We start from the raw sequence: 24,148 nt of genomic DNA on the forward strand, positions 1-24,148 counted from the left end.
CCAGGGGGTGGTGCGAGTCCCGGGCCGGTGCCCGATGGTGGACGTATGAATGTGAAGGACGTTCTCATCGACGCGTACGGCCGGATCAAGGAGGAGGTCCACGCCGTCGTGGACGATCTGTCCCCGGATGACCTCCACGCCCGCCCCGCCCCCGACGCCAACTCCATCGCCTGGCTGGTCTGGCATCTCACCCGGGTCCAGGACGACCACATGGCCGACGCCTCCGGGCTCGACCAGGTCTGGCTGTCCCAGGACTGGCAAAAGCGTTTCGCCCTCGGTCTGCCGAGCCACGACACGGGCTACGGGCACAGCTCGGCGAAGGTCGCCAAGGTGCGGGTCGACTCCGGTGATCTGCTGACCGGGTACTACGACGCCGTGCACGACCGGAGTCTCGGCTTCCTGCGCGGACTGACCGGCAAGGATCTGGACCGCATCGTGGACGAGCGCTGGGATCCGCCGGTCAGCCTGGGCGTCCGTCTGATCAGCGTCCTGGCCGACGATCTTCAGCATGTCGGCCAGGCCGCCTACGTACGAGGGTTGCTTCAGCGCGCGGACTCGTAGCCCGGCAGGACGACGTCCCGGATGAGGGCGCCTCGCTCGTCGAACGGGATGAAGGCGCTCTTGAGAGCGTTGACGGTGACCGTGCGCAGGTCGTCGAGGGTCCAGCCGGCCTCCTCGACCAGCAGGGACATCTCGCGGGTCATCGTGGTGCCCGACACCAGACGGTTGTCGGTGTTGAGGGTGACGCGGAAGCCGAGGTCCTTCAGGGCCGTGATGGGGTGCTCGGCGATGGAGGTGGCGGCGCCGGTCTGGAGGTTGGAGGTGGGGCACATCTCCAGGGCGACACGGCGGTCGCGCACCCAGGAGGCGAGACGGCCGAGCTTGCCGTCGACGATGTCCTCGGTGATGCGCACACCGTGGCCGATGCGCTGGGCACCGCAGACCTGGAGGGCCTGGTGGATGCTGGGCAGGCCGTGGGCCTCGCCGGCGTGGATGGTGAAGGGCACGCTCTCGCGGCGCAGGTGTTCGAAGGCGGCCAGGTGGTCGGCGGGCGGGAAGCCGGCCTCGGCGCCCGCGATGTCGAAGCCGACGACACCCGCGTCCCGGAAGGCCACGGCCAGGTCGGCGGCCTCGCGGACCCGGTCGAACATCCGCATCCCGCACAGCAGCGTCCCGACCCGGACCGGGGTGCCCTGCGCCGCGGCCTTGGCCATACCGGCGGCCAGGCCCTCCTGCACCGTCTCGACGACCTCGGGCAGCGTCAGCCCGCCGTTGACGTTCAGCTCGGGGGCGTAGCGGACCTCGCCGTAGACGACACCGTCGGCGGCCAGGTCGAGCACATACTCCTCGGCCGCGCGCAGCAGGCCCTCGCGGGTCTGCAGCACGGCGAGGGTGTGCTCGAAGGTGGCTATGTACCGCACCAGGTCACCGGAGTTCGCGGCCTCGTAGAACCAGGCGGCGAGGCCCTCCGGGTCGGTCTCCGGGAGGGTGTGGCCGACCTCCGCCGCGAGTTCCACGAGCGTGGCGGGGCGCAGACCGCCGTCGAGGTGGTCGTGCAGGACGACCTTGGGCAGGCGGCGGATGGTGTCGGCGTCGATGCGGGGCGCGGTCATTGCGTTCGTTCCTCGGCAGGTGGTGCGGTGGGGTGGGTCGGGTGGAGCGGGATGTCGGGTGGAGCGGGGTGGCCGGGCGGCCGGGTCGCTCACTCGCCGACTGGCTCCGACGCTCGGTCGGTGGCGGATTCCGGGACCCAGCCGGTGACGGATTCCGGAGCTCAGCCGGTGGCGGGCTGGAGCAGGTCCCAGCGGTTGCCGTACAGGTCCTCGAAGACGGCCACCGAGCCGTACGGTTCGTGGCGCGGCTCCTCCAGGAACCGCACGCCCACCGCCAGCATCCGGGCGTGGTCGCGAATGAAGTCGTCGGTGTGCAGGAAGAAGCCCACGCGTCCGCCGGTCTGGTCGCCGATCCGGTCGCGCTGCGCCTCGTCCTTCGCCCTCGCGAGCAACAGTCCGCCGCCCTGCCCGTCGCCTCCCGGCTCGACGACGACCCACCGGCTGCCGTCGGGCCTCGGTGTGTCCTCGACGAGCCGGAAACCGAGCGCCTCGGTGTAGAAGCGGATCGCCTCGTCGTAGTCGGCGACTACGAGGGTGACCAGGGCGATACGTCTCATCGTGGCCTCTCGGGTGGCTCGGGGTTCCCGGGAGGTTATACGTAACACCCGCCGGACGGCAACTGGGATCTCCGTCGGCACGCCCCGCTGAGGCCGGGCACGACCTGTCGCGGCTCGGGCGCGACCCGCTGAGGCCCTCTGCCCGGCATGCGTGAGGGCCCCCTGCCCGGCATGCGTGAGGCCCCCTGCCGGGCAGAGGGCCTCACAATCATCGCGCTCCGGCGTCCCGGCTCAGGCTCCCGGCGACGCCTTCCGCAGGGCGGCGATGCAGGTGCTGAGCGCCTCCTGGAGTTCCTCCAGCCGCTGGAGCATGTCGTCCTCGTAGATCGCGTCGAGGTCGACGGCGTCGTCGAGGGTCAGCTCCTCGAAGACCTTCGTCGCCTTCTGGAGGCTGCTGTAGAACTTCGTCCGGCGTTCCTGGACCCGCAGCTCGGGGTTCGACTCGACGGTCTGGACGACGAGTTCCTTGACGGTGTCGTACGCCTCGGTCGCCCACTCGCCGGTGTCCTCGTCCTCGTCGAGCTCGTCGATGAGGGACAGATGCCGCTCGGCCTCGGCACGCAGTTCGGCGGGGGCGTCGATCACCTGCCCGGCCGGGGTCTTGACCTGCCCGTTCTCGACGATCTGCCGGACGTACCCGATGCGGCTGGCCGCCTGGGTCTCGCTCGCGACCGCCTTCTTCAGCTCCTCGGTGCGCGCGATGTCCCGGGCCAGTTCCGTCTGAAGGGAGGGGTCCTCCTTCAACCGGTCGAGGAGCGCGGTGCGGGCCGCCTGGGCGGTGGAGGGGTCGGCAAGGATCGCGGCGCGCAGCGCGGTGGGGTTCTCGGCGACCTCCAGGGCCTTGGTCGGGCGGATGCCCTCGGCCTCGGCGGCGGCGGTGATCGCGGCGCCCCGGTCGGAGGTCGCGCTGGAGCGGGAGCTGTAGTACGACAGCCACACATCCGAGTCCGGCAGATCGATCTCCGCACCGGGGGTGAGCGCCTCGAAGTGCGGGACCATGCCGTCGTCGGCCGCCTTGTCCCACGCCTTGTAGTACCGCATGACCCGCTCCGGGGAGCACCCGGCCAGCTCCGCGAACCGCTTCGCGGACACCTTCGGCGTCTCCCCGGGCAACTCCCCGCCGGGCCGCACGCTCCGCGCGACCTTGAGCGCGAACGCCCAGCCGCCGGTGCGGGCGTAGACCCCGAACTCCCGGGCGTCCCGGGCCACTTGCTCATCGACCACCTCGGCGTCGGCGTCGGCGTCGGCGTCGGCGTCGGCGTCGGCGTCGGCGTCGGCGTCGGCGGGATCGTCCGCGACGGCCGCCGGGGGCTCGTCGCCCGATGCCTGGGCGGGAACCTCTGCGACGACCTGGGGTGACGCCTCGATGTCGGCCGCGCCCGGCTCGACCCAGAACCCCTCGTCCTGCGACGGCACTCCCCCGGCGGTCTCCGGCGCGGCGGGCGTCTCGTCGGCGGGCGGTACGGCCGATGCGGAGTGGGCGGTGGCTACGCTCACGGGTGACTCTCCCGGGTGGTGACGAACGGCAGGGGCAGAACAGGCAGCCTATATGAACCCGTTGGTGCCGCTTTGCCCTGAGGACTCCCCTCGGTGCACGGCGTCCAAGCGGGCCACCTCGTCCGGCGTGAGCCGGATGGCGCCCGCCGCGATGTTCTCCGTGAGGTGGTCGGGGTTCCCGGTGCCGGGGATGGCGAGGACGTGCGGTCCCTGGTGAAGGGTCCAGGCGAGCCTGATCTGAGCGGGGGTGGCGTCGTGGGCGCGGGCGACGGCGAGCAGTTCGTCGCCGTACGCCGTACTGGCACCCTCGGGGCCGGCCTCACCGGCGATCGAGAAGAACGGTACGAAGGCGACGCCCTGCTCGCCGCAGATCCGCAGCACCTCGTCGGCGTCGGGATCCGGGGTGTGGAGGCCGTACTGGTTCTGTACGCAGACGACGGGCGCGATGGCCTGGGCCTCGGCGAGGTGCCGGGGCTCGACGGCGGAGACGCCCAGGTGCCGGATGAGCCCGGCCTCCCGCAGTTCGGCCAGTGCGCCGAAGTGCTCGGCGATGGAGTCCTGCCGCATACGCCGCAGGTTGACGACGTCGAGGTGGTCGCGACCCAACTGACGGAGGTTCTCCTCGACTTGGCCGCGCAGTTGGTCGGGGCGGGCGGCGGTGCCCCACTCTCCCGAGAATTCGCGGTGCGGGCCGACCTTGGTGACGATGACGAGGTCGTCCGGGTACGGGCCGCCCAGCGCGCTGTTGATGAGTTCGTTGGCGGAGCGCAGTGAGGAGAAGTAGAAGGCGGCGGTGTCGATGTGATTGACGCCCAGCTCTACCGCGCGCCTCAGCACGGCGATCGACCGCTCCCGTTCGCTCGGGGTGCCGAGATGGAAGGCGGCGCTGCCCGTCAGCCGCATCGCGCCGAAGCCGAGGCGGTTGACGGACAGATCGCCGAGCCTCCAGCTGCCGGCGGCGGTCGCGATGATCGTCTCCGAGGTCACCGAAGCAGTCTCGCACGCCCAACACGCCCCGCCCGCCGGGCGCCAGGGATACGTGCCGTCGTCACCGCAGCGGCCGGGTTGCCGCGGTCACAGTCCGACGGAGAGGGGGCTCGGCCGTGGACCGAGCCCCGATCCCCTGAGCCGAACCCCGAGCGTCCGGCGCGCCGGGCGGCGGCCCGCGTCTCGCGGCCCGCGGCCGATCACATCCGTCGAGGCGGCTGCTGCCGTGCGACGTGGTGTGGGCATGAGACCACCGCAGATATTTATCTAACTCAATCAATGTCAGGTGCAGTGCCCCCTGCCACCCCCGGCTCCGCGCCCCGGACAGGACGAAGCCCGTGCTGCGCAAGGTGGAGTCGGTGTGATCTTCCGGTCGAAGAAAGGGTGATCTTTGGGTGCGAGGGCGGGGAGAATCAACGCATGACCACGTCACCGCACCCCCTCGTCGTCCAGGCGCGCAGGCTCGCCGCCGAGGTGCTGGCCCCGCAGGCCGAGCGTGTCGACCAGGAGGGCGTGCCCGCGAGCAGTATCGAGGCGATCAAGAAGTCGGGGCTGCTCGGGGTGAGCGCGCCCGTGGCGTACGGCGGGTCCGGTGCCCCCAACTCGGTGGCGCGGGAGATCGCGGAGATCCTGGCGGGGGCGTGCTGCTCGACCTGGTTCGTGCAGACACAGCACTACACGCCCGTGTTGACCCTGGTGAAGAACGAACTGCCCGCCCGTGACCGCCTGTTGGGGAAGCTGGCCACCGGTGAGCTGCTGTCCGGGGTCGCGTACGCGCATCTGCGGAGGTATCCGCAGGTTCCGGTGCGGGCGGTGCCGAAGCGTGGCGGGTGGCGGTTCCACGGGATGGTTCCCTGGTACACAGGGTGGGGGCTGAACGATGTGATGCTGCTGGCCGGGGTGACGGACGCGGACGAGGTGGTGTTCGCTTTCACCGAGGCCAGACAGCAGTCCGGGTTGAAGGCCTCGGCGCCGATGCGGCTCGCCGCGCTCACTGCCGCCCGTACGGTCTCGCTCCAGTTGGACGGGCTGTGGATCCCCGAGGACAACGTGGCCCTGCACGCGCCGTACGAGACATGGGCCGCGGGCGACAGGCCCAAGCCGACCAACGCCTCCCCGGCGGTGTTCGGGGTCGCCGAGTCGGCGCTGGCGCTGCTGGACCAGAACGACCCCACGACCAAGGCGCTGCGCCTGCGCGTCGACAAGGTGCGGCGGCAGGCCTACGCCCTGGCCGACCATCCGGCGCCGCACGAGCACATGGAGGAGCGGCTGGCCCTCAAGACGAAGGCGTTCGACCTGATGCGCACGGCGACGACCGCCGCGCTCGTGGCCGGCGGCGGCCGTGCCCTGGCCCTGGACAACCGGGCCCAGCGACTGGCCCGCGAGGCGATGTTCCTGCTGGTCCAGGGCCAGACGACCGAGGTACGCCACGCACACCTCGGTTCACTGTCGGCGGCGTACTGACCCTGCGGGGCCTCGCGTCGCCGTCACCCTGGCCCCGGCCTGCCCCTCGGCTCGCTCGACGAACGGCACTCGGGCCGTCGAGGTGGTCGGCTTGCGAGCGGATGCTGTCGGAGGCCCCGGAGCGGACCTGGCGGCCAGCTCGCGAACGGCACCTGAGCCTCCGGGGCGGCCGGCTGGGTGAGCGGGTGCCGCCAGCGGCCCAGGGCGGTGAGGAACTGGTCGACGACCTGGCCCAGGGCCTCGGCCGAGTTCGGGGCGACGGTGACCTTGCCGTCCTCTGCGACGGTGATGTCCTTGTCGAGGGTGAACCAGCCGGGAACGATGTGCCGGGCGCCCATGGAGCTGAGCACCGGGCGCAGGGCGTAGTCGATGGCGAGGACGTGGGCGGTGGTGCCGCCGGTGGCCAGGGGCAGCACGGTCCTGCCGGTGAGGGCGTACTGCGGGAGCAGGTCGAGCAGAGCCTTGAGGACACCGGAGTAGGCGGCCTTGTAGACGGGGGTGCCGATGACGACGCCGTCGGCGCGTTCGAAGAGTTCGGTGACCTCGACGATCGCCGGATGCCGGAAGTCCGCGCCCAGCAGCGCCTCGGCCGGGATGGTGCGGACGTCGAGCGGGACGACCTCGTGCCCCTGGGCGGTCAGGCGGGCGTCCAGGTGCCGCAGGAGCTTCGCGGTGCGGGAGGAGACGGAGGGGCTGCCGGAGACGGACAGGACGGTGGCCATGAGTCCTCTCTCTGGGAACCGGGGCGACCGTGCGCGACGGGCGCCCCGGAGTGAGCGGTCAGGAGTACCAGGTGGGTTGGGTTCGGGCAGTTCGCCATCCCGGGCGGTTCGCCTTCAAGGACCCAGCGGGCGCGGTCAGGCGCGGACCAGGGCGGACACGAACTGCGCTCCGGCCTTGGACTCGGGCTCACGGCCCCGCAGTTCGGCTCCACTGACATGGGACACGTGGAAGGACGACTTCACGGGTACTGCGGGCATGGCGGACTCCTGTTGCGGAGAGGGTTTTACGGCACGCCGAATTCACATGGGTGCCGATGTCGGCGGGAATTCAGGCGGTGCGGGGATAACACGCCACACGACCGCACGCGCGGCGGCAGGTGGGGCGTGGAGGAGGGCGGCGGCTGCGGAGAATCAGGCCGCGGCGCTACAGGAGGTGCTGGAGACACACGCGAGGTCGACATGGCGTCGCCGCGTGAGGTCCAGTCGCATCTTCACGGGCCGATCGCGACAGCGGTTCGGTGGCGCGGTCAAGGAAATCCCGACCGGTCTCGCGTCGCGGACCACCGAATTCCACGAAGGCTTGACCGGAAAATCTTTCAACTGTCCGCCGGGAGCACCGCATTGTGCCGACGTGCGAATAGAACGGCTGGAATACACGGCGACGGTCACTCGGCTCGGCTCACCGCGCGGGGGCCGCGCTGAGCAACTGCGCCCGCCGCGGCCCCGCCCCTCCCCACCCCACCGGGTCCTCGACACGGTCACCCAGGCGAGGCGGTACGACCCGGAGGGGGCGTACGTACGCCGCTGGGTGCCGGAGTCGGCGGACGCCGAGGGGCCCGCGGTGCACGAGCCGTCAAGGCTGCCGGGGCAGGACCGTGCCGCGGTGGCCTGCCCGACTGTCGGGAGGCGTGTTCCGCCCGTCTTCCCGCCTCCCACCACTACACATAAAAGAAAAATAAGCGCAGAATGAACGTACGCGGCGCTTACCGCATTCCCCACCAGAAGCGGTCAGGCCTGCTGAGTTCGAAGGAGTCGAGTCATGGCCAACCTCTCACACAGGAGTGACATCACCAGCCACCCTGATGTATCCGAGATGCAGGCTCGCTACGCCCGCATGCTCGGTGGTCGCGATGTGGCGCTCGTCGACGGGCCGGTGTTCCTGCTCGGTCTGTACTGCGCCGTATCCCCCTGGATACTCCACTACACGACCAGCCAGCCTCCGCTGGTGCCCCACAACCTGATCGTGGGCATCGCGATCGGCCTGCTGGCCCTCGGCTTCACCGCCAGGCCGGAGAGGATGTACGGCCTGAGCTGGGCCATGTGCGCGACCGGGATCTGGATGATCGTCTCGCCATGGATCGTCGGCGACAGCCCGGACGCCGGTGTCGTGGTCAACAACGTCATCATCGGCGCACTGGCCTTGGTTCTGGGGCTGGTGTGCGCCGGCGCCGCGGCGCGAGGCGCATCACGCGCGCCGTAGGCGCGACGGAAACGCCCGCGAGGGAAAACGACGGCCGACCCGCTCAGGCGGGCCGGCCGTCGCCGTCCGGACCCACGAGGCCGGGACGGACCCACGAAGCCGGGACGGACCCAGGGGGCCCTGATCGGGCGCGCGGGGCCAGGCTCGGGCGCGCGGAGACCGGGCCGAGCACGCCCACCGGGTGCACGAGACCTCCCACGGTTCCTGCGGCATCGTGCGGCCGTTCCGCCTCCCCGCCGCACCGCGCTGACCAGGTTCGCGGTCTCCGGAACAGCAAGGTGCCGCGTCACCGACCGCCGCGCCATGGTGATCCACTCGTACAACTCCCCGGGCGTCCGCCTGCAAAGCCGACGGGTTCCACGTGAAATACACCGCCACGGCACACTCACGCTCCGCTACCGGCCGACGACCTCGGTGCCGATATTCATTCGCCGCGAGCCTCCTCCCCGTTCAGACTGACGCCCGTGACTCGAACCGTCAGCGCATGGGTGACATCGGGCGAGGACGTCCTCGGCGTCACCGGCCCCTTCCCCGTCGACGTTCCCTGGTGGGCCGAGGTCGAGCCGGTCGTCGGGCATCTGGAGCGGACGCTCGGGGTGCCCGTGTTCGTGCTGCGGCTGCTGGACGTGGACGGGGGTGAGGGCGGGCGGGACGGCCATGTGACGTATCACGTGGAGGCGTTGGAGGCGGTGGAGCCGCCGGGACTCGGGGTTCTGGAGCAACGGGACGCGCCGCGGCGGCTGTTGTACGCGTCCGAGGCTCTCCGGTCACCGTGGGCACGGGCCGGCGGGCTCCGCGAGCTGCTCGACTGGGCCTCGCGCACGCTGGCCGCGCTGGGGCGGCCGGTGACGGGGCCGGTCGAGCAGCGGCGGACCTGGAATCTCGCCGGGCTCTTCCGGCTGCCCACGGCGCAAGGGCCGGTCTGGCTCAAGGCGACGCCGCACTTCGCCTCCGACGAGGCCATGGTCATCGCCGCGTTCGCCCGAGTCGATCCCGGCCTCGTACCGACCGTCCTCGGCGCCGGTGAGGGGCGGGTGCTTCTGGAGCACATCCCGGGCGAGGACTGCTGGACAGCGGATGCCGCCACGGTCGAGGCCGGGCTGCGCCGCTTCGTCGCCGTACAGGCAGCCCTGGCCGACAACCGTCCGCCGCCCGGCCTCCGGGACCGACGCGACCGGGTGCTCGGCGGCCTGGTGCGCGAACTCCTGGACCGTACCGCCGACTTGGACATCAGCGCTCAAGAACGGACCGCCGCACACGAGTTGGCGAACCGCTGGAAGCTGCTCGCCGAGTGCGAACTGCCCGACACTGTCGTGCACGCCGACTTCCATCCGGGCAACTGGCGCAGCGACGGCGGACCACCCGTCGTCGTGGACTTCGCCGACGCCCACTGGGGCAACCCCGTCCTGGACTGTCTGCGCCTGTACGACTTCCTGCCCGACGCCGTGCGCGCGACCGCCGTCCACACCTGGGTGGACGCGTGGAAGGCCCACATCCCGACGAGCGATCCCGCCCGCGCGCTCGCGCTGGCCGAACCGCTGGCACATCTCTCGTACGCCGTGCGCTACCAGGAGTTCCTCGACGGCATCGAGAGGTCGGAGCGGCCGTATCACGAGGGTGACCCTGCGGCGGTGATCCGTGAGGCGCTGCGATGCGTCTCACGGCCGAGCTTCGATTCCCCGGGGGTGGACGGCTAGATGGACCGCGCGGAGGTGTTGCTGATCGGGGGCCGGGCCGGGGTCGGCAAGACGACGGTCGGCTGGGAGGTCTCCGATCGGCTGCGGAGCGCCGAGGTCGCGCACGCGATCATCGACGGCGACTTCATGGCACAGGTGCACCCGGCGCCGGAGGGAGACCCGCACCGGGCCGGGATCGCCGAACGCAACCTCACGGCGGTGTGGGGGAACTACGCCGCGCTCGGTCACCGGCGGCTCGTCTACACCAACACCCTGAGCGTGCTGGCCGGGACGGCGGGCACCTTCCGGCGTGCCATGGGCGCGGATGTGCGGATCGTACGGGTGCTGCTCACCGCCACCGACGAGTCCACCGAGCGGCGGCTCCGAGGGCGGGAGATCGGCTCCGAGTTCGAGCGGGAGCTGGCCGGCAGCATCCGCAAGGCGCGTCTGCTGGACGAGCAGGCGCCCGGCGACACCGTCCGGGTGGCGACCGACGGGCGTGCCGTGATCGACATCGCCACGGAGGTGTTGGCGGCCACGGGCTGGCTGGAGGTGCCGCCTCCGCCGCTCTCATCGCCACCGGTGTCCTCGTAGCGCCGAAGAAGGTGAAACCGGAACGGACTGCACCTGTGTTCGACGGGGCACTCGGACGGCTGCGGGGACCGACATGAGAAGAGGCGGAGATCAGATGGAGATCGACGGCGTCATCAGTGCCATCGTCATAGGCATCGTCATCGGCGTACTCGGCCGGCTCGTCGTGCCGGGCCGCCAGCGCATCGGCATCCTGCTGACCATCCTCGTCGGCATCGTCGCCGCGTTGATCGGATCCGCGATCGCCGCGGGGATCGGCGTGGCCGACACCGACGGCGTCGACTGGGTCGAGTGGCTCATCCAGATCGCCCTGGCGGCACTCGGAATCGGCGCCCTGGACCGTACGAGGGCGCGACGCTGAGAACCAGAGACCGGAGAATCGCGTCATCCATCGCACCACCCCAACCCACCGCCCCACCAAACACCCACCCATCACACCATCACCCCCCGGAGACGCCTTGCCCGCGCGCATCACGCCGCTCGCCGACCCCGCCGCCACCCCGTCCAGCCGCCGTCTGGCCTGGCTGGCGTCCGGGGCGGAGGGGGTGCCTCTCGGCTCCGCCTTCCTGCGACTGTTCACCAGGGAGGGACAGACGCATCTGGCGGAGCTGGAGGTGACCGTGCACCCGGCCGAGCGGCGGTGTGGCGTGGGCACGGCGCTGCTCGACGCGGCGGTCCACGCGGCCCGGGGCGAGGGGCGCCGGGCCGTGATCGCGCAGGCGCAGCAGGGCTCCCCCGGCGGCGCGTTCCTCGCCGCGCGCGGGTTCCGCGAGGTGCTGTCCCTGACGTACGCCCGGCTGGAACTGGCCGACATCGACCTCGATCACGTCCGACGCATCGCCGAACAGCCCGGGCCCGGCTACTACTTGACGGCCTGGACCGGCGTCGTGCCCGACGAGATCGCGCAGACCTATGCCGCGTCCCGTCGGGCGATGGACGACATGCCGATGGGAGACACCGACTACGGGACGGTGGTATGGGACGTCGAGCGGGTCGTGGCAGCCGCGGAGGCGATCGAGAAGCGCGGTGACGTGCTCCACACGGTCGCGGCGGTGGAGGCGTCGTCCGGCTCGATCGTCGGGTTCTCCGAGCTCGTTCTCCCGGGTGACGGCAAGGGCGACGGGCAGCACTACGGTACGGCCGTACTGCCCGAGCACCGTGGGCACGGGCTGGGTCTGAGGATGAAGGCGGAGACGATCCTCCACGCCCACAGCCTGTATCCGGACCTCGCCCTGCTCACCGACACCGCCGCGCACAACACGCCCATGCTCCGCGTCAACGACACGCTCGGCTACCGGCCCACGCACACGGCGGTGGAGTACCAGCTCGACCTGTGACGGGCGTGGTCACGCCGCCGCTTCGGTCCCCACGGCGTACACGTACGGCGTGGTGGTCGTCAGCGGCTCGAAGCCGAGGCGGGCGAGGATGTCGCGGCTGCGGGCGAGGGCGTCGACCTGGACATAGCGGTAGCCGCGGTCGGCGGCGACGCGGGCGCGATGGGCTACGAGTGCGCGGTAGATGCCCCGACCGCGCCAGCTCTCGACGGTGCCGCCGCCCCACAGTCCGGCGAAGCGGGTGCCGGGGACCAGTTCCATGCGGGCGGCGCTGACCGGTTCGTCTCCCGCTAGGGCCACGACGGCGACCACGGTGTCGGGGTCGTCGGTGAGGTGGGCGAGAAGCTGATGGCGCATACGGGAGCTGTCGGTGCCGAAGGCCTTCTCGTGGACGTCGGCCACCATGTCCACGCCCTCACGATCGGTGACGGGACGGATCCGTACGCCCTCGGGCGGCTCGACGTCGAGCGTCAGGTCGGCGACCTCGGCAACCATCAGGGTCTCCTCCGGAGCCGGTGTGAAACCGGCCGCGCGCAGGCGTTGCCCCAGGTCGACGGGGAGATCGTGACCGTACAGCTTCCACTCGAAGTCCAGGCCGAGTCCGGAGAAGTACCGGATCTGCTCGGCGACGGCCGCGTCGGCGCCGGCCTCGTCCAGGTCGGACCAGACGATGCCGCTCCATCCCTTCTCGGAGCCGACCTGACGCACCACCCCGTCGACGCGCTCGATCCGGGCTCCGGGCGCGTCGGGGCGAGCGCCCTCCCGCATGTCCCGGTCGAACAATGCCAGCACAGCAGCGTGATCCATAAGTTCACTTCATCATCACTCGTTCGCCCTGGCAACGGAATTCGCTCGCATTTCAGGCTCCAGAACCGGACAATGCGCCGCCCCGCACGGCGCGAGGGATGACTGAGACCGGCGGAACGGGGCAGGCGGTCCGCGTCCGTCGTCGTCGACCGGAGAAGTTCTCTCGATGTCCCAAGATGTGGTGCAGCACTCCCGCCCCGCCCCCGAGGCCCCTCCCGACCGGGGCGGGCCACCGGCGAGAGCCACGTCGCGGGACCCGTACTTCGACAACGTGAAGTACCTGACGATCGTCCTGGTGGCCTGCGGACACGCGTGGGAGCCGCTGACGTACGGCAGCCGGACCGCAGACGCCGCCTATCTGACGGTGTACGCCTTCCACATGCCGGCCTTCGCGCTGATCTCCGGGTACTTCTCGCGGAGCTTCGACATGGCGCCGGGCCGGCTCAAACGGCTGCTGACGGGGGTGGTTCTGCCGTACGTCGTGTTCGAGACGGCGTACACGCTGTTCTACCGGTGGGCGCAGGACGACTGGGACTATCCGCTGAGCCTGCTGGACCCCTGGTATCTGATGTGGTTCCTGGTCGCGCTCTTCATCTGGCGGCTGACCACTCCGCTGTGGCAGATGCTGCGTCACCCGGTGCCGGTGGCTCTGGCGTTGGCGACGCTGGCGGCGGTCTCACCGGATCTCGGCGGTGACGTCTCGATCCAGCGGGTGCTGGGGTTCCTGCCGTTCTTCGTGCTGGGGCTGACGCTGCGCGCCGAGCACTTCGAGCGGTTGCGGACCCGCCGGGTACGGCTGTGCGCGCTGCCCGTCGCTCTGGGGGCGTTCGTGGCGGCGTACTGGGTGGCGCCGTGGTTCGACGCGGGCTGGTTCTACCACCGGGGCAGCGTCACCGGTCAGGGCGCGCCCCGCTGGGCGGGGCTGCTCACCACGCCCGCGCTGTTCTGTCTGGCGCTGCTGCTGACGGCCTGCTTCCTGGCCTGGGTGCCGCGGCGGCGGCTGTGGTTCACGACGCTGGGCGCGGGCACGATGTACGGCTATCTGCTGCACGGCTTCGTGATCAAGTGGGCCCGCTTCCGGGACTGGTACGCCGCCGACTGGCTGCACACCCCGCTCGGGCAACTCGCGGTCACGGCCGTCGCGGTCGGCGGCATCACCCTGCTGTGCACCCCGCCCGTGCGCGCCGTACTGCGCTGTGTCGTCGAGCCACGTATGGAGTGGGCGTTCCGGCAGGGCGCCGCCGCTCCCAAGCCGGCCGACGGTGCCCCGCCGTCTAGCCGAGCTCCAGGGTCGTGATCCCGAAGACGCGCTGCTGGGCGTACGGCCGGATCGGTCCCGTGTACATCCGGGCCGTCTCGAAGGAGGGCGTCAGGCCGTACTCCTCGGCCAGGGCGACGGCCGCCGCGTTCGGCTCGGGCACGTCGATGGCGAACACCCGGCCCGCGGCCTCGGCGGCCAGCCCGGCGAGGAGCGCCCTGGCGTCCGCCTCGGTGTCGGCGAACAGCGGGCCGATGCGCAGGGCGTCCCGGCCGGGGCGGATGACGCCGTAGCCGGTGAGCCGCCCGTCGACGACGCGTGCGAGGGCCCGGTGTCCGTCGGTGGTCAGCCAGCGCTCCAGGAAGCGGGGGCGGTCGGCGGGGCAGCAGGCACGGTCGTACGCCTCGATGGTCCGTACGTCCTCGACGGGCCGGACGTCATCGGGTACGGCCACCTCGGGTGCCGTGCCCGTGAAGCGGAAGGTGCGGTGGGCGAACTCGAAGCCGGAGCGCCGGTAGTTGTCCTGCTGCGCGACCACGCCGTCGAGGCCGACCGTGCGCCCCTCGGCGTGGGCGAGGGCGGTCTTCCAGGTGGTGAGGCCGTGGCCGCGCCCTCGCAGGTCGGGGCGTACGAGGTAGAAGCCGAGGAAGGCGTAGTCGTCGCCGTAGTTGACGACGGAGATCGCCGAGACCGGTTCCGAGTCGATCCTGCCCATGAAGAAGCCCTCGGGGTCCTGGGCGAAGAAGCACGAGGGGTCGGAAAGCCCCGGGTTCCAGCCCTCCTCCCCCGCCCATGCGGCGACCACCGCCCAGTCGTCGAGCGTGGCCCGGGTGACGACGAGGTCCTGAGAGCCCGGAGAGGTCATGGTTTCGCTCCTTCGAAGAGGTCGCGGGTGCGGCGGGCGCCGTGGCCCGGTGCGGCATCGGGTGCGGTGGTGCTGTTCGGCATCGGGCTCCGTGGTGCGGTGCGGCGCGGACGAGGTGCGCCGGTCGGCCGCACATCCGCAGCATCCTCGTCGAAGCCGATCGCGTTCGCCACGCTGAAAACAGCCGACATCGCCGGGGCAACGGGCCCTCCGAACAGTCGAGTTCACACATACGAGTGAGGCGCCCGGGGCGGTCGTACGTCTCTGACGGGAGCGCAGGGTACGGCACTCCCGCCCGTCGCGCTCGCCGGGAGGCGTGGGCGCCCGGGCCCGCCTATGGTGATCCGGGGGCTGTTCCCGGCCGCCCTTGGCCGGGGGCTCCCTGGAGGCACCCATGCGGTCCACGCACACCCGGCGCCCGCTCGCCGGAGCCACGGTCGCGGTGCTGGCGCTGCTGGGGGCCGGTCTGCCGGCCATGGCGGCGGGCACCGGCGACGAGCAGGACGACAGGCAGCCCGACCTGTCCCGGTTCTACGACCAGAAGATCAAGTGGTCCAGGTGCGAGGGCCTGGAGATGCCCAAGGACCTCAGATGCGGCAAGGTCACCGTGCCGATCGACTACGCCCGGCCCGGCGCCGGAACGCTCGACCTGGCCATGGCCCGCTACCGGGCGACCGGAGACTCGCGCGGCAGCCTGCTGCTGAACTTCGGCGGCCCCGGCGGCCCGGGCGTGCCCGGACTGGCCTACGGCGGCAAGGACTTCATGGATCTCACGGACGGCTACGACATCGTGTCCTTCGATCCGCGCGGCGTCGGCCGCTCCTCCCCCGTCAGCTGCGGCGAGAACACCAACGTGGCCCTGGACGCGACGGACGACGGCGATGACGCCGTCGCCCCCGGGACCGCGCTCAAGCAGCTGCGGAAGGCCGCCGCCGCGTGCAAGAAGCACTCCGGCCCGGTCCTGCCGCACATCGGCACCGTCAACGCCTCCCGCGACCTGGACGTGATGCGCGCCGCGCTCGGCGACAAGAAGCTCAACTACCTCGGCTTCTCGTACGGGACCCGGCTGGGCGCGGTGTACGCGGCGCAGTTCCCCGACAGGGTCGGGCGGATGGTCCTCGACGGCGTGGACACCCTCACCGAACCACTGATCGAACAGGGTCTGGTGGGCGCCGAGGGCCAGCAGACCGCGCTGGAGGACTACCTCGACGCGTGCGCCGAGCAGCTGACGTGTCCGTTCGGGCAGGACGCCCGCTCGGCCCGGGAACAGGTGGTCCATCTGATCGAATCACTCGACGAGTACCCCGTGCCGACGGACTTCGGGCAGGAGTTCTCGGGGCAGGACCTCGTGAGCGCCATCAGCCAGGGTCTCTACAGCGAACAGATGTGGCCCGTTCTCACCCAGGCGCTCAACATGCTCCTGTACGACGGCGACGCCCGGGGCGTCATCGCCCTCGCGGGCGGCGGCATCGCCGCACGGCCCCACCCGTACCCGCACAGGCCCTCCGCACCCGGTACGTCCGCCACCCCCACCCCGCACAGCGACCTCGTCGACGCCGATGAGGTCCCGCTCGACAACATTCCCGCCGCGCTGATGGCCATCAACTGCGCCGACGACCCCGACCGGCCCACCGCCGACCGGATCACCGAGGAGATCGAGGAGTTGCGCGCGGCGTACGAGAAGGCCTCCCCGGTCTTCGGCCGGTACCGGCTCGCCCAGGTGCTGATGTGCTATGGCCGTCCCAAGGGCACCGACTTCATCCGTGAGAAGGTGCGGGACGTCGACACCCCGAAGATGCTGCTCGTCGGCACCCGGGGCGACCCTGCCACCCCGTACCGGTGGACCGTGGAGACGGCGAAGCGGCTCGGCTCCGCCGCGGTCGTCCTCGACCACAAGGGCACGGGACACACCGGGTACGCGTCGTCGAAGTGCGTGCACCAGAAGGTCGACGACTTCCTGCTGTTCGGATCGCTGCCGGACGACGGGAGTTCCTGCGGACCCGACGACTGAGCATCAGGCCTGTAACACGGACGCATCACGTACAACCCCGTCCGTATCTCGCGCGTCACACTGGGTGTGCGTCGCCTTTTGCGCGTGCCGTACCCGTACGTGACCAAAACTGGGGGATTTTACTGATGCGTATCCGTTCCGTCCTCGTCTTCTCGACCGCGGTGACCGCCGGCACCGCCCTGTTCATCACCGCCGCTCCGCAGAGTCTGGCCGCCCAGCCGGCCGCCAAGACCCCCGTCTGCAAGGCGAAGGTCCTCAAGCTGGGCGCCAAGCAGGCGAAGGACACGAGGATCGTGCACATCACCGCCAAGAACACCAGCGCCCGTACCTGCACCATCGACCGCCTCCCCGTCGTCACCTTCGGCGACCTCGACGGCGCGGCCCTGCCGGTGCCCTCCGGCGAGAGCGGCCCGTACAAGGTCGGTCCCGGGAAGACGGTGTACGCGGCGGTCCGTACGATCGCCGACCTGAAGGACCCGGACGCGCGCCGCGTCGGCACGATCACCGTGTCGGCCAACCCGAACTACAACGGCCGTACGTTCACCACGAAGCAGCTGGGCGCGAGCAAGAAGGTGAAGGTCTGGGAGCCGGTGACGACGTGGTGGAAGCCGTCCAAGGCCGCCGCCGACAAGGCGCTGAAGAAGGAAGTCGGCTGATCCTCTCCGGGCAGACGTACGACTGACCCCAGCCGTACGCGCACACGCCTCGTCGCCCGTCGGGCGCGCGCCCTCGCCGGTGCGCGCACGGCGGGCGACGCCCGTACCGAGGGTTCCACCCCGGCCGGATTACCCCAAATGCCCGGCGGGCGAATCGGTCCTATCGTGAAGTCATGGAGCACGCCCTGAGTTCCGCGACCCTGACCGAGCTGCGCCGCCCGCGGCCCTATCCGGCCGTGTCGGTGCTGACGCCCACGCACCGGAGGGAGCCGGAGAACGCGCAGGATCCGGTCCGGCTGCGCAATGTGCTCGCCCGGGCGAAGAAGCAGCTGGAGCACGATCCCGCGGTCACCCGGGAGCGGCGCAACGACGTCGTGGGGCAGTTGGACAAGGCGTTGGCCGAGGTGGACCTGACCCACGCCGAGGACGGTCTGGTGATCTTCGCGGCGCCGGGTGAGCACCAGGTCTGGTCGCTGTCCCGTCCGGTGCCGGAGCGCGTGGTGTTCTCGGACACCTTCCTGACCCGGAACCTGGTGGCCGCGTACGCCGCCGAACGGCCGTTCTGGGTGCTCTCGGTCTCCGCCGACCGGGTCACGCTGTGGAGCGGCGGCGGCGACCGTGTCACGGAGACGCGCACCGGCGGTTTCCCCCTGACCAGGGAGCGCGACAACTTCGACGCCGAGCGGCAGATGCGGATCGGCGACATGCCGAGCACCTTCCGCGACGAGGGGACCCGGCACTTCCTGCGGGACGCCGACATCACGATGGGCCGTGTGCTGCGCGCGCTTCCCCGGCCCCTGTACGTCACCGGGGAGACGGCGGCGCTGTCCCTGCTCGACGAGATCGGCACGGTCACCCGGGACGCCATTCATGTCCCGCACGGCGGCCTCACGCACGGCACCCCGGAGGCGGTGTGGCAGGCGGTGCGGCCGGTGGTCGCGGCGGAGGACCGCAGGAACGTCGACGCCGTGGCCCGGCGGCTCGAAGCGGCCCGCGGTCAGAAGGCCTTCGCCGCCGGGGTCGACGAGGTCCGGCAGAACGCGGAGCAGGGGCGCATCGAGCTCCTGGCGGTGGAGGAGAACTACCGGACGACCGTACGCGCCGACGGCGGCCCCCATCTCGTACCGGCCGAGAGCGGAGACCTCGACGCCCGGGACGACATCGTGGACGAGATCGTCGAACAGTGCCTGGACACGGGCGCCGAGGTGCGCTTCGTGCCCGACGGCACGCTCGGGGACGCCCGGGGCATCGCGGGCGTCCTGCGGTACTGAGGCCCGGCTCACGGGCAGCGGAGCCCGGCCGGGGCGGGGCGGGCGTCAGACGCCGCGGAGGAGGGTCGTGAGGCCCCGGTCGAGGGCCACGCCCAGCTCTTCGCTCCCCGCCGCGACCACGGCGTAGGTGCTCAGCAGGAAACGCTGGAGTGCCGCCGTGTCGAACTGGAGCATGGCCAGCCCGTACGGGGAGTGCAGTTCGATCACCGTGCGGGCACGGCCGCAGGGCCAGATGTGCACATCGCCGGCGCCGGCGGGCGCCGGGAGCCCCTCCTCCAGCAGGTCGCGGGAGAAGGTCCACGTCACCATGTCACCGCTCAGCGAGATGTCGGCCGGGAAGTCCAGGTGGACGGCGAGCGGGTCGTCGGAGGAGTAGCGCAGGGACGCGGGTACCGGAACCTCCCGGTCCTCGGCGGTGACGAGGAGCGCACGAGCGGGCTGTTCCAGCTTGACGGTCATCAACGGTCTCCCTTTCTGGTGAAGGTCTGCTTCCGGTGCGGGCCGGCCGATGCGCCGGCATGCCTCTTCGACCTCGCGGAGAGCATTCGCACGACGCGGCCATCCGGATTCACCCCTGTGACCCATGTCACTGCCAGACCTCCCGACCCGCCGGTCCCCACCCTGGAGAACATCGGCACGTTCCGATTTACATATGCCGCTCTGTGTAGTCGAGGGGAATCACACATCGACCCATCGAACACATGAGTGAAATGAGTGCCCGACGGGACCGACGCTCCGTCAAGTCACGTACGATCTCTACGACTTGACCCCGACAGACGCGTAACTGCCTACCGTGGTGAACCCACCCTCCCAGGACAGCGGCATACGCCAGAAGCATCGCCGTATCGTGTCTTGCCAAATCCCTTACAGCGCGTCGCGGGCTGTGCAACAGTCGTAACCGGCCCTTCCGTCCGCGTCGGTCGCAGTGACCCCCCATCGGAGTAGTGATGCCGTCCCACCTCTCTGCGGATCGCCCCGCCGCCCAGCCGCCCCGGCGCGGCACGGTCGACGCGCTCATCTCGCAGACCCGACGGCTGCTCGGGGACGTGGACGCCGTACGCCGTGACACGTCCGCCGGCGGAACGGACGCCGAGGGCCGGTGGCAGCGGGCGCTCTACGATCTGGCCCTGCATCAACTCAGCGATCTGGACGAGCACTTGTCCCAGCTGCGGGACGGTCCCGCCGCACCCGCCGCACCGGAGGCGACGCCCGGCACCCGGCCCGTGCCGGCCGTGCCGCCCCGGCGGCAGTCGCTGCTCAGCCGGGTCGGCAGCGCCGAATGGAACCTGCTGACGGACGAGGCCAGTTGGTCCGGGGAGCTGTACCAGATCCTCGGCCGCGACCCCGCCGCCCCGCCGCTCACCCTCGACGAGCTGCCGTCGCTGGTGCTGGACGAGGACCGGCCGAAGCTGACGGCGATGGTGACGGACTGTCTGATCGACGCCAAACGCATCGACGGGGAGTTCCGGATCGTGCTGCCCGACGGCGCGGTACGCACCGTGCACATGATGGGCGAGCCCGTACTCGACGACGACGGCAATACCGCCTCGATGTGGGCCGTACTGCGGGACGTCAGTGAACTGCGGCGCAGCCAGCTCGTGGTGAGCGAGACCCGTGACTCGCTCCAGCGTCAGCGGCACATCGCGCAGACCGAGCACCGGCTCGCGGTCGAGTTGCAGGAGGCCGTGCTGCCACCGTGGCGCGGCTCCCTGCGGCTCCCGCTGCACGGCCCCGAGGCGCTCGATCTGGCGGCCCGCTATCTGCCGTCCGCCACGAGCGCGCTGATCGGCGGCGACTGGTACGACGCCCTCGAACTCCCGGGCGGCGAGAGCCTGCTGACCGTCGGCGACCTCACCGGGCACGGTGTCACCGTCACCTCGGGCATGGCGATGCTGATCGGCGCGCTGCGCGGCATGGCGATGGCGGGCACCGAGCCGGGCCGGATGATGGCCTGCCTCAACCAGTTACTGGACGCCACCGCGCAACCGGCCCTCGGCAGCGCCGTCTGCTGCCACTACCGGCCGGCGACCCGCACCCTCGTCTGGGCACAGGCCGGACACCCCGCCCCGCTGCTGTTCCGCGACGGGACGGGGCACGTGCTGAAGGCGCCGGACGGCGTACTGCTCGGCGCCACCTCGGGTGCCGTCTACGGACAGGCCGAAGTGACGCTCGAACAGGGCGATCTGCTGCTCCTGCACACCGATGGACTGATCCCCCGGCGATGGGAGGCCACCGGCTCGGCCGACGCCGTGGGCGGGCAGGAAACGGCGACCGTGCAGCGGCTGCTGAACCTGGCCCCCCGGTTGAGCGAGGCGCGTACGGCCCAGGAGTGTGTGCGGACAGTGGTGGAGGAGTTCGGCGAGGGCGAGCGCGAGGACGACGCCTGCTTGCTCGTCGCCAGGGTCAGTTCCTGAGGCGCCGGGGCCGGTTCCTGAGGTCCCTGGGGGTCACGCCCCTGAGGCCTTTCGCCGTCACGCCTGCGCGGTGCCCCCCTTGTTCTTCGCCGTCCCCTTGGGCAGAGCGAGCCTGATCTCCTCTCGCAGCTCCCGGATCCTCGGCTGGTCGGCGTACCGGCCGGTCAACTCGTACATCTGGCCCAGCCGGTCCCAGGTGCGGTGGGAGGAGTTGGAACCCATCGCGTCCAGGGCCTCACGGGCGTAGCGTTCCCCCTGTTCCGGATCGCCGTCGATGAAACAGGCCGAGGCCATCGACAGATAGTCGAAGATCTTCGACCGCTGTCGGCCGTCGACGCGCAGGGCCAGGGCCTTCTCCGCGTAGTGCTGGCTGATCCTGGCCGCACCGGGGTCGTGCTCCGCGAGCGTGCGGTAGGACAGGGCCTGCATGCCGTACAGGTCCTCTTCCTTGAACATCGACATCCAGCTCGGCAGTGGTGTGTCCGCCTTGTCGGAGACGAACAGATCCTCCGCCTGGCCGAGGGTGCGCCGCGTGGCCTGGCCCTTGCCCATGGAGGCATGCGCCCAGGCCTCGATGGTGTAGAGCATGGCCTTGGTGCGGGGCAGCACCTGGTCGCCGGAGCCGGACTGGGCGAGCTTCATGAGGTCGAGTGCCTCGTCGGGTTTACCCAGGTGGACCAGTTGCCGGGCCGCCCGGGAGAGGGCCTCGCCGGCGCGGGGCCGGTCACCGCCCTCCCTGGCGGCGTGGGCGGCGATGACGAAGTACTTCTGGGCGGTGGCTTCCAGGCCGACGTCGTGTGACATCCAGCCGGCGAGGACCGCGAGGTCGGCGGCGACGCTCCACAGGCGCCGCTGCAGAGGGTCGGAGTGACGGTAGGAGAGCATGCCTCCCACCTCGTTGAGTTGTCCTACGACTGCCTTGCGCTGCAGCCCGCCGCCGCGGGCCGCGTCCCAGGCACGGAACACGTCGACCGAGCGCTCCAGCTCCTCGACCTCCTGCGAGCCGATGGGGGCGGCCTCGTACCGCTCGAACCCGGCCGAGTCGGCGTGCAGGGGGTTGTCGATGTCAGGGGCGTCGGCCATCAGTGCCGGATCGGTGTGCAGCCAGTCGTACATGGCGCTGCTGAGTACGGATCCCGCGGCGAGCGCGGCACCCGCGCCCACCAAACCGCGTCGGTTGAGCATGAGGTCCATTCCCGTGAATTCGGTGAGGACCGCGGCTGTCCGTTCGGGCGTCCACGGCACACCGTCGGGGTGTTCCACACCCTCGCCGGCCCGCCGCTTCCCCGTCCGCCCGTGCCGCACCAGACCGAGGTCCTCGATGGTCACGACACGGCCGAGACGCTCGGTGAACAGCATCGCCAGCACCCGTGGCACGGGATCGCGCGGGATCTCTCCCATGTCGATCCAACGCCGCACCCGTGAGGTGTCGGTCGCCAGCTGGGGGTGGCCCATGGCCGCCGCCTGCCGGTTGACCAGCCTCGCGAGCTCTCCCTTCGACCAGCCGGCCAGGCCGAACAGGTCTGCGAGTCGGGTGTTGGGTTGTCCGCTCACGTCAAGCCCCCAGGTTCTCGGCTGAGTTGACAGTAGCCCGCTGTCAGTTGCTCCGGGACTATTCGCCAGGGTTCGCCAGGGTGCGCCAGATGGTGTGCCACGGCCCATCCGGTGTCAGGTAGGAAAGCGCCACCCCGACCCGGTCGCCCTCCTGACACGACAGGTGCATTCCCCAGGGTGCGCCGAGGGCGGCCGGGGCGGGTAGCGCGTGACATCGCAGGCACACGAAGGGATCTGTATTCCCCATGTACGCAGCATCGTCCTCCGTGTCCGCCCCACCCCGGCCGCTCGCACCCCGCCAGCCTGGCAGCGGCGGCCCCTATCTCGACCCCACGCGCTCGGCGGGCACCGTCCTGGGCACCGGCCGACGGCGCGTCCCGGGGCCCGGCACCCAACCGCTCAGCGGGAGACTCGACTTGTCCGGCCCTCAGGGCGCGCAGCTGCGCACGGCGATCGCTTCGGTGCATCGCATCTGCCCGGAGTTCGCTCCGGTCCAGGTGCTGCGCCGAAGCGGCCGCTCGGTGCTGCTCGTCGGCACGACCGGGCGCAGTACGGCCGTCGCCAAGTGTTTACTGGACCACTCCCCGATGTGGGAGGAGCGGATCCGGCATGAAATAGCCGCGTACCGCTCGTTCGTCCGGCACCGCCCTCCGGTGCGCGTGCCGCGACTGGTCGCGGCGGACCCGGACAACTGCACCTTGGTCATCGAGCGGATGCCGGGCCGGATGGCCGCCCTGCAGCGGCATCCGGTGGAGGCGCCACCGCGCGCCGACATCCGGGCGGCGCTCGGCGCGATCTGCCGACTGAACGCGTGGCGGCCACCGGCGGGGACGTTCGACGCCCCGCTGGACTACGCGGAGCGGATCTCCCGGTTCCATGAGCTGGGTCTGCTCACCGACCGGGACATGGGCGATCTGCAGAAGCTGCTGCACGGCATCGCGCACGCCTCGGGCCGGCAGGGCATGGGCCAGTTCTGCCACGGCGACGCCCTGTTGTCGAACATCCTGCTCTCACCGGCCGGTCCAGTGCTGGTGGACTGGGAACACGCGGGGTGGTATCTGCCGGGGTACGACCTGGCGACGCTGTGGGCGGTGCTCGGAGACGCCCCCGTGGCACGGCGGCAGATCAGTCAGCTGGCGCAGTCGGCGGGCCCGGCCTCGCGGGACGCCTTCCTGGTGAATCTGATGCTCGTACTGACCCGGGAGATCCGTACGTACGAGACGGCCGTGCAGCGTTCGATGCACGACGCGACCCCGGCGGCACCGGGCCCGGCCCACCCGGCTGCCGCGCCATCCGGCGAGGAACAGCGGCTGCTGCTGAGGCGGCTGCACGACGACTGCCAACTGGCCCGCAAGGCCGTACGGGCGGCGGTCGGCACTCGCTGAGGGGAA

22 protein-coding genes and 2 pseudogenes are annotated in these 24,148 nt (G+C 71.0%); 14 read left to right on the forward strand and 10 right to left on the reverse strand.

Annotated elements, in window-relative coordinates; genetic code table 11:
* Positions 1–45: 45 nt before the first annotated feature.
* On the forward strand, positions 46–561 hold the full coding sequence (locus STRIP9103_RS09705) for a mycothiol transferase (protein WP_009306586.1): 516 nt from the start codon (positions 46–48) through the stop codon (positions 559–561).
* On the opposite strand, the gene STRIP9103_RS09710 is transcribed toward STRIP9103_RS09705, so the two are convergent.
* From STRIP9103_RS09710 to STRIP9103_RS09725, 4 genes are all read right to left on the reverse strand, one after another.
* Positions 543–1,613, reverse strand: a complete 1,071-nt coding sequence (locus STRIP9103_RS09710) for an adenosine deaminase (RefSeq protein WP_009306579.1) — start codon at positions 1,611–1,613, stop codon at positions 543–545. The genes STRIP9103_RS09705 and STRIP9103_RS09710 overlap by 19 nt on opposite strands.
* 161 nt (positions 1,614–1,774) lie before the next feature.
* Positions 1,775–2,170 carry a VOC family protein gene (locus STRIP9103_RS09715; protein ID WP_009306563.1) on the reverse strand — a complete coding sequence of 132 codons (396 nt, stop codon included), beginning with the start codon at positions 2,168–2,170 and terminating at the stop codon, positions 1,775–1,777.
* Between the two features lie 231 nt (positions 2,171–2,401).
* Positions 2,402–3,667, reverse strand: a complete 1,266-nt coding sequence (locus STRIP9103_RS09720) for a hypothetical protein (RefSeq protein ID WP_009306553.1) — start codon at positions 3,665–3,667, stop codon at positions 2,402–2,404.
* Between the two features lie 48 nt (positions 3,668–3,715).
* The gene (locus STRIP9103_RS09725) at positions 3,716–4,654 is read right to left on the reverse strand and encodes an oxidoreductase (RefSeq protein ID WP_009306533.1); all 939 of its coding nucleotides are present in this window, start codon (positions 4,652–4,654) and stop codon (positions 3,716–3,718) included.
* A 420-nt stretch (positions 4,655–5,074) separates the two neighbouring features.
* On the opposite strand from STRIP9103_RS09725, the gene STRIP9103_RS09730 reads away from it, so the two are divergent.
* Positions 5,075–6,118: an acyl-CoA dehydrogenase family protein gene (locus STRIP9103_RS09730; RefSeq protein WP_009306540.1), complete on the forward strand. Its 1,044-nt coding sequence runs from the start codon at positions 5,075–5,077 to the stop codon at positions 6,116–6,118.
* A gap of 197 nt (positions 6,119–6,315) precedes the next feature.
* On the opposite strand, the pseudogene ssuE reads toward STRIP9103_RS09730, so the two are convergent.
* Together ssuE and STRIP9103_RS52735 are read right to left on the reverse strand one after the other, a co-directional pair.
* A pseudogene (ssuE, locus tag STRIP9103_RS09735) lies at positions 6,316–6,840 on the reverse strand (NADPH-dependent FMN reductase); the annotation flags it as partial.
* A gap of 135 nt (positions 6,841–6,975) precedes the next feature.
* Positions 6,976–7,098 carry a hypothetical protein gene (locus STRIP9103_RS52735; protein WP_009306537.1) on the reverse strand — a complete coding sequence of 41 codons (123 nt, stop codon included), beginning with the start codon at positions 7,096–7,098 and terminating at the stop codon, positions 6,976–6,978.
* A gap of 472 nt (positions 7,099–7,570) precedes the next feature.
* On the opposite strand from STRIP9103_RS52735, the pseudogene STRIP9103_RS53065 reads away from it, so the two are divergent.
* The 6 genes and pseudogenes from STRIP9103_RS53065 to STRIP9103_RS09760 all read left to right on the forward strand — a co-directional run.
* Positions 7,571–7,810: pseudogene (locus tag STRIP9103_RS53065) on the forward strand (FAD-binding domain-containing protein); the annotation flags it as partial.
* 69 nt (positions 7,811–7,879) lie between these two features.
* A complete protein-coding gene (locus STRIP9103_RS09740; RefSeq protein ID WP_009306550.1) occupies positions 7,880–8,320 on the forward strand; it encodes an SPW repeat protein in 441 nt (146 codons plus the stop codon).
* Positions 8,321–8,784: 464 nt separating this feature from the next.
* Entirely contained in the window at positions 8,785–10,017 is a 1,233-nt protein-coding gene (locus tag STRIP9103_RS09745; RefSeq protein WP_009306548.1) for an aminoglycoside phosphotransferase family protein, read from the forward strand.
* Complete coding sequence (locus tag STRIP9103_RS09750) at positions 10,018–10,590, forward strand: nucleoside/nucleotide kinase family protein (protein WP_009306599.1); 573 nt, start codon at positions 10,018–10,020, stop codon at positions 10,588–10,590.
* A gap of 94 nt (positions 10,591–10,684) precedes the next feature.
* On the forward strand, positions 10,685–10,948 hold the full coding sequence (locus STRIP9103_RS09755; RefSeq protein WP_009306571.1) for a GlsB/YeaQ/YmgE family stress response membrane protein: 264 nt from the start codon (positions 10,685–10,687) through the stop codon (positions 10,946–10,948).
* Positions 10,949–11,045: 97 nt separating this feature from the next.
* Entirely contained in the window at positions 11,046–11,924 is an 879-nt protein-coding gene (locus tag STRIP9103_RS09760) for a GNAT family N-acetyltransferase (RefSeq protein WP_009306597.1), read from the forward strand.
* 9 nt (positions 11,925–11,933) lie between these two features.
* Here STRIP9103_RS09760 and STRIP9103_RS09765 read toward each other — a convergent pair whose 3' ends face one another.
* Positions 11,934–12,728 carry a GNAT family N-acetyltransferase gene (locus STRIP9103_RS09765; protein WP_009306590.1) on the reverse strand — a complete coding sequence of 265 codons (795 nt, stop codon included), beginning with the start codon at positions 12,726–12,728 and terminating at the stop codon, positions 11,934–11,936.
* Positions 12,729–12,894: 166 nt separating this feature from the next.
* Between STRIP9103_RS09765 and STRIP9103_RS09770 the strand changes: the two genes are divergently transcribed.
* Complete coding sequence (locus STRIP9103_RS09770) at positions 12,895–14,025, forward strand: acyltransferase family protein (RefSeq protein WP_009306591.1); 1,131 nt, start codon at positions 12,895–12,897, stop codon at positions 14,023–14,025.
* Here the strand turns inward: STRIP9103_RS09770 and STRIP9103_RS09775 are convergent.
* A complete protein-coding gene (locus STRIP9103_RS09775) occupies positions 14,003–14,851 on the reverse strand; it encodes a GNAT family N-acetyltransferase (RefSeq protein WP_009306543.1) in 849 nt (282 codons plus the stop codon). The two genes, STRIP9103_RS09770 and STRIP9103_RS09775, sit on opposite strands and share 23 nt — an antisense overlap.
* A gap of 394 nt (positions 14,852–15,245) precedes the next feature.
* Here STRIP9103_RS09775 and STRIP9103_RS09780 point away from each other — a divergent pair, with 394 nt between their 5' ends.
* From STRIP9103_RS09780 to STRIP9103_RS09790, 3 genes are all read left to right on the forward strand, one after another.
* Positions 15,246–16,862 (forward strand): alpha/beta hydrolase, encoded by a 1,617-nt coding sequence (locus STRIP9103_RS09780; protein WP_009306546.1) that lies wholly within the window; start codon positions 15,246–15,248, stop codon positions 16,860–16,862.
* Positions 16,863–16,987: 125 nt separating this feature from the next.
* Positions 16,988–17,518, forward strand: a complete 531-nt coding sequence (locus tag STRIP9103_RS09785) for a DUF4232 domain-containing protein (RefSeq protein ID WP_009306603.1) — start codon at positions 16,988–16,990, stop codon at positions 17,516–17,518.
* Between the two features lie 173 nt (positions 17,519–17,691).
* Positions 17,692–18,789 carry a baeRF3 domain-containing protein gene (locus tag STRIP9103_RS09790; RefSeq protein WP_009306573.1) on the forward strand — a complete coding sequence of 366 codons (1,098 nt, stop codon included), beginning with the start codon at positions 17,692–17,694 and terminating at the stop codon, positions 18,787–18,789.
* A gap of 45 nt (positions 18,790–18,834) precedes the next feature.
* Here STRIP9103_RS09790 and STRIP9103_RS09795 read toward each other — a convergent pair whose 3' ends face one another.
* Positions 18,835–19,248: an SsgA family sporulation/cell division regulator gene (locus STRIP9103_RS09795; RefSeq protein WP_009306605.1), complete on the reverse strand. Its 414-nt coding sequence runs from the start codon at positions 19,246–19,248 to the stop codon at positions 18,835–18,837.
* A 488-nt stretch (positions 19,249–19,736) separates the two neighbouring features.
* Here STRIP9103_RS09795 and STRIP9103_RS09800 point away from each other — a divergent pair, with 488 nt between their 5' ends.
* Positions 19,737–21,203: a PP2C family protein-serine/threonine phosphatase gene (locus tag STRIP9103_RS09800; protein ID WP_009306583.1), complete on the forward strand. Its 1,467-nt coding sequence runs from the start codon at positions 19,737–19,739 to the stop codon at positions 21,201–21,203.
* Between the two features lie 57 nt (positions 21,204–21,260).
* Here the strand turns inward: STRIP9103_RS09800 and STRIP9103_RS09805 are convergent, their stop codons facing one another.
* On the reverse strand, positions 21,261–22,757 hold the full coding sequence (locus STRIP9103_RS09805) for a DNA-binding protein NsdB (protein ID WP_009306588.1): 1,497 nt from the start codon (positions 22,755–22,757) through the stop codon (positions 21,261–21,263).
* 245 nt (positions 22,758–23,002) lie between these two features.
* Here STRIP9103_RS09805 and STRIP9103_RS09810 point away from each other — a divergent pair, with 245 nt between their 5' ends.
* On the forward strand, positions 23,003–24,142 hold the full coding sequence (locus tag STRIP9103_RS09810; protein ID WP_048820000.1) for an aminoglycoside phosphotransferase family protein: 1,140 nt from the start codon (positions 23,003–23,005) through the stop codon (positions 24,140–24,142).
* The last annotated feature ends 6 nt before the right edge of the window (positions 24,143–24,148 follow it).

This window comes from Streptomyces ipomoeae 91-03 (genome assembly GCF_000317595.1).
Taxonomy (GTDB): Bacteria; Actinomycetota; Actinomycetes; order Streptomycetales; family Streptomycetaceae; genus Streptomyces; species Streptomyces ipomoeae.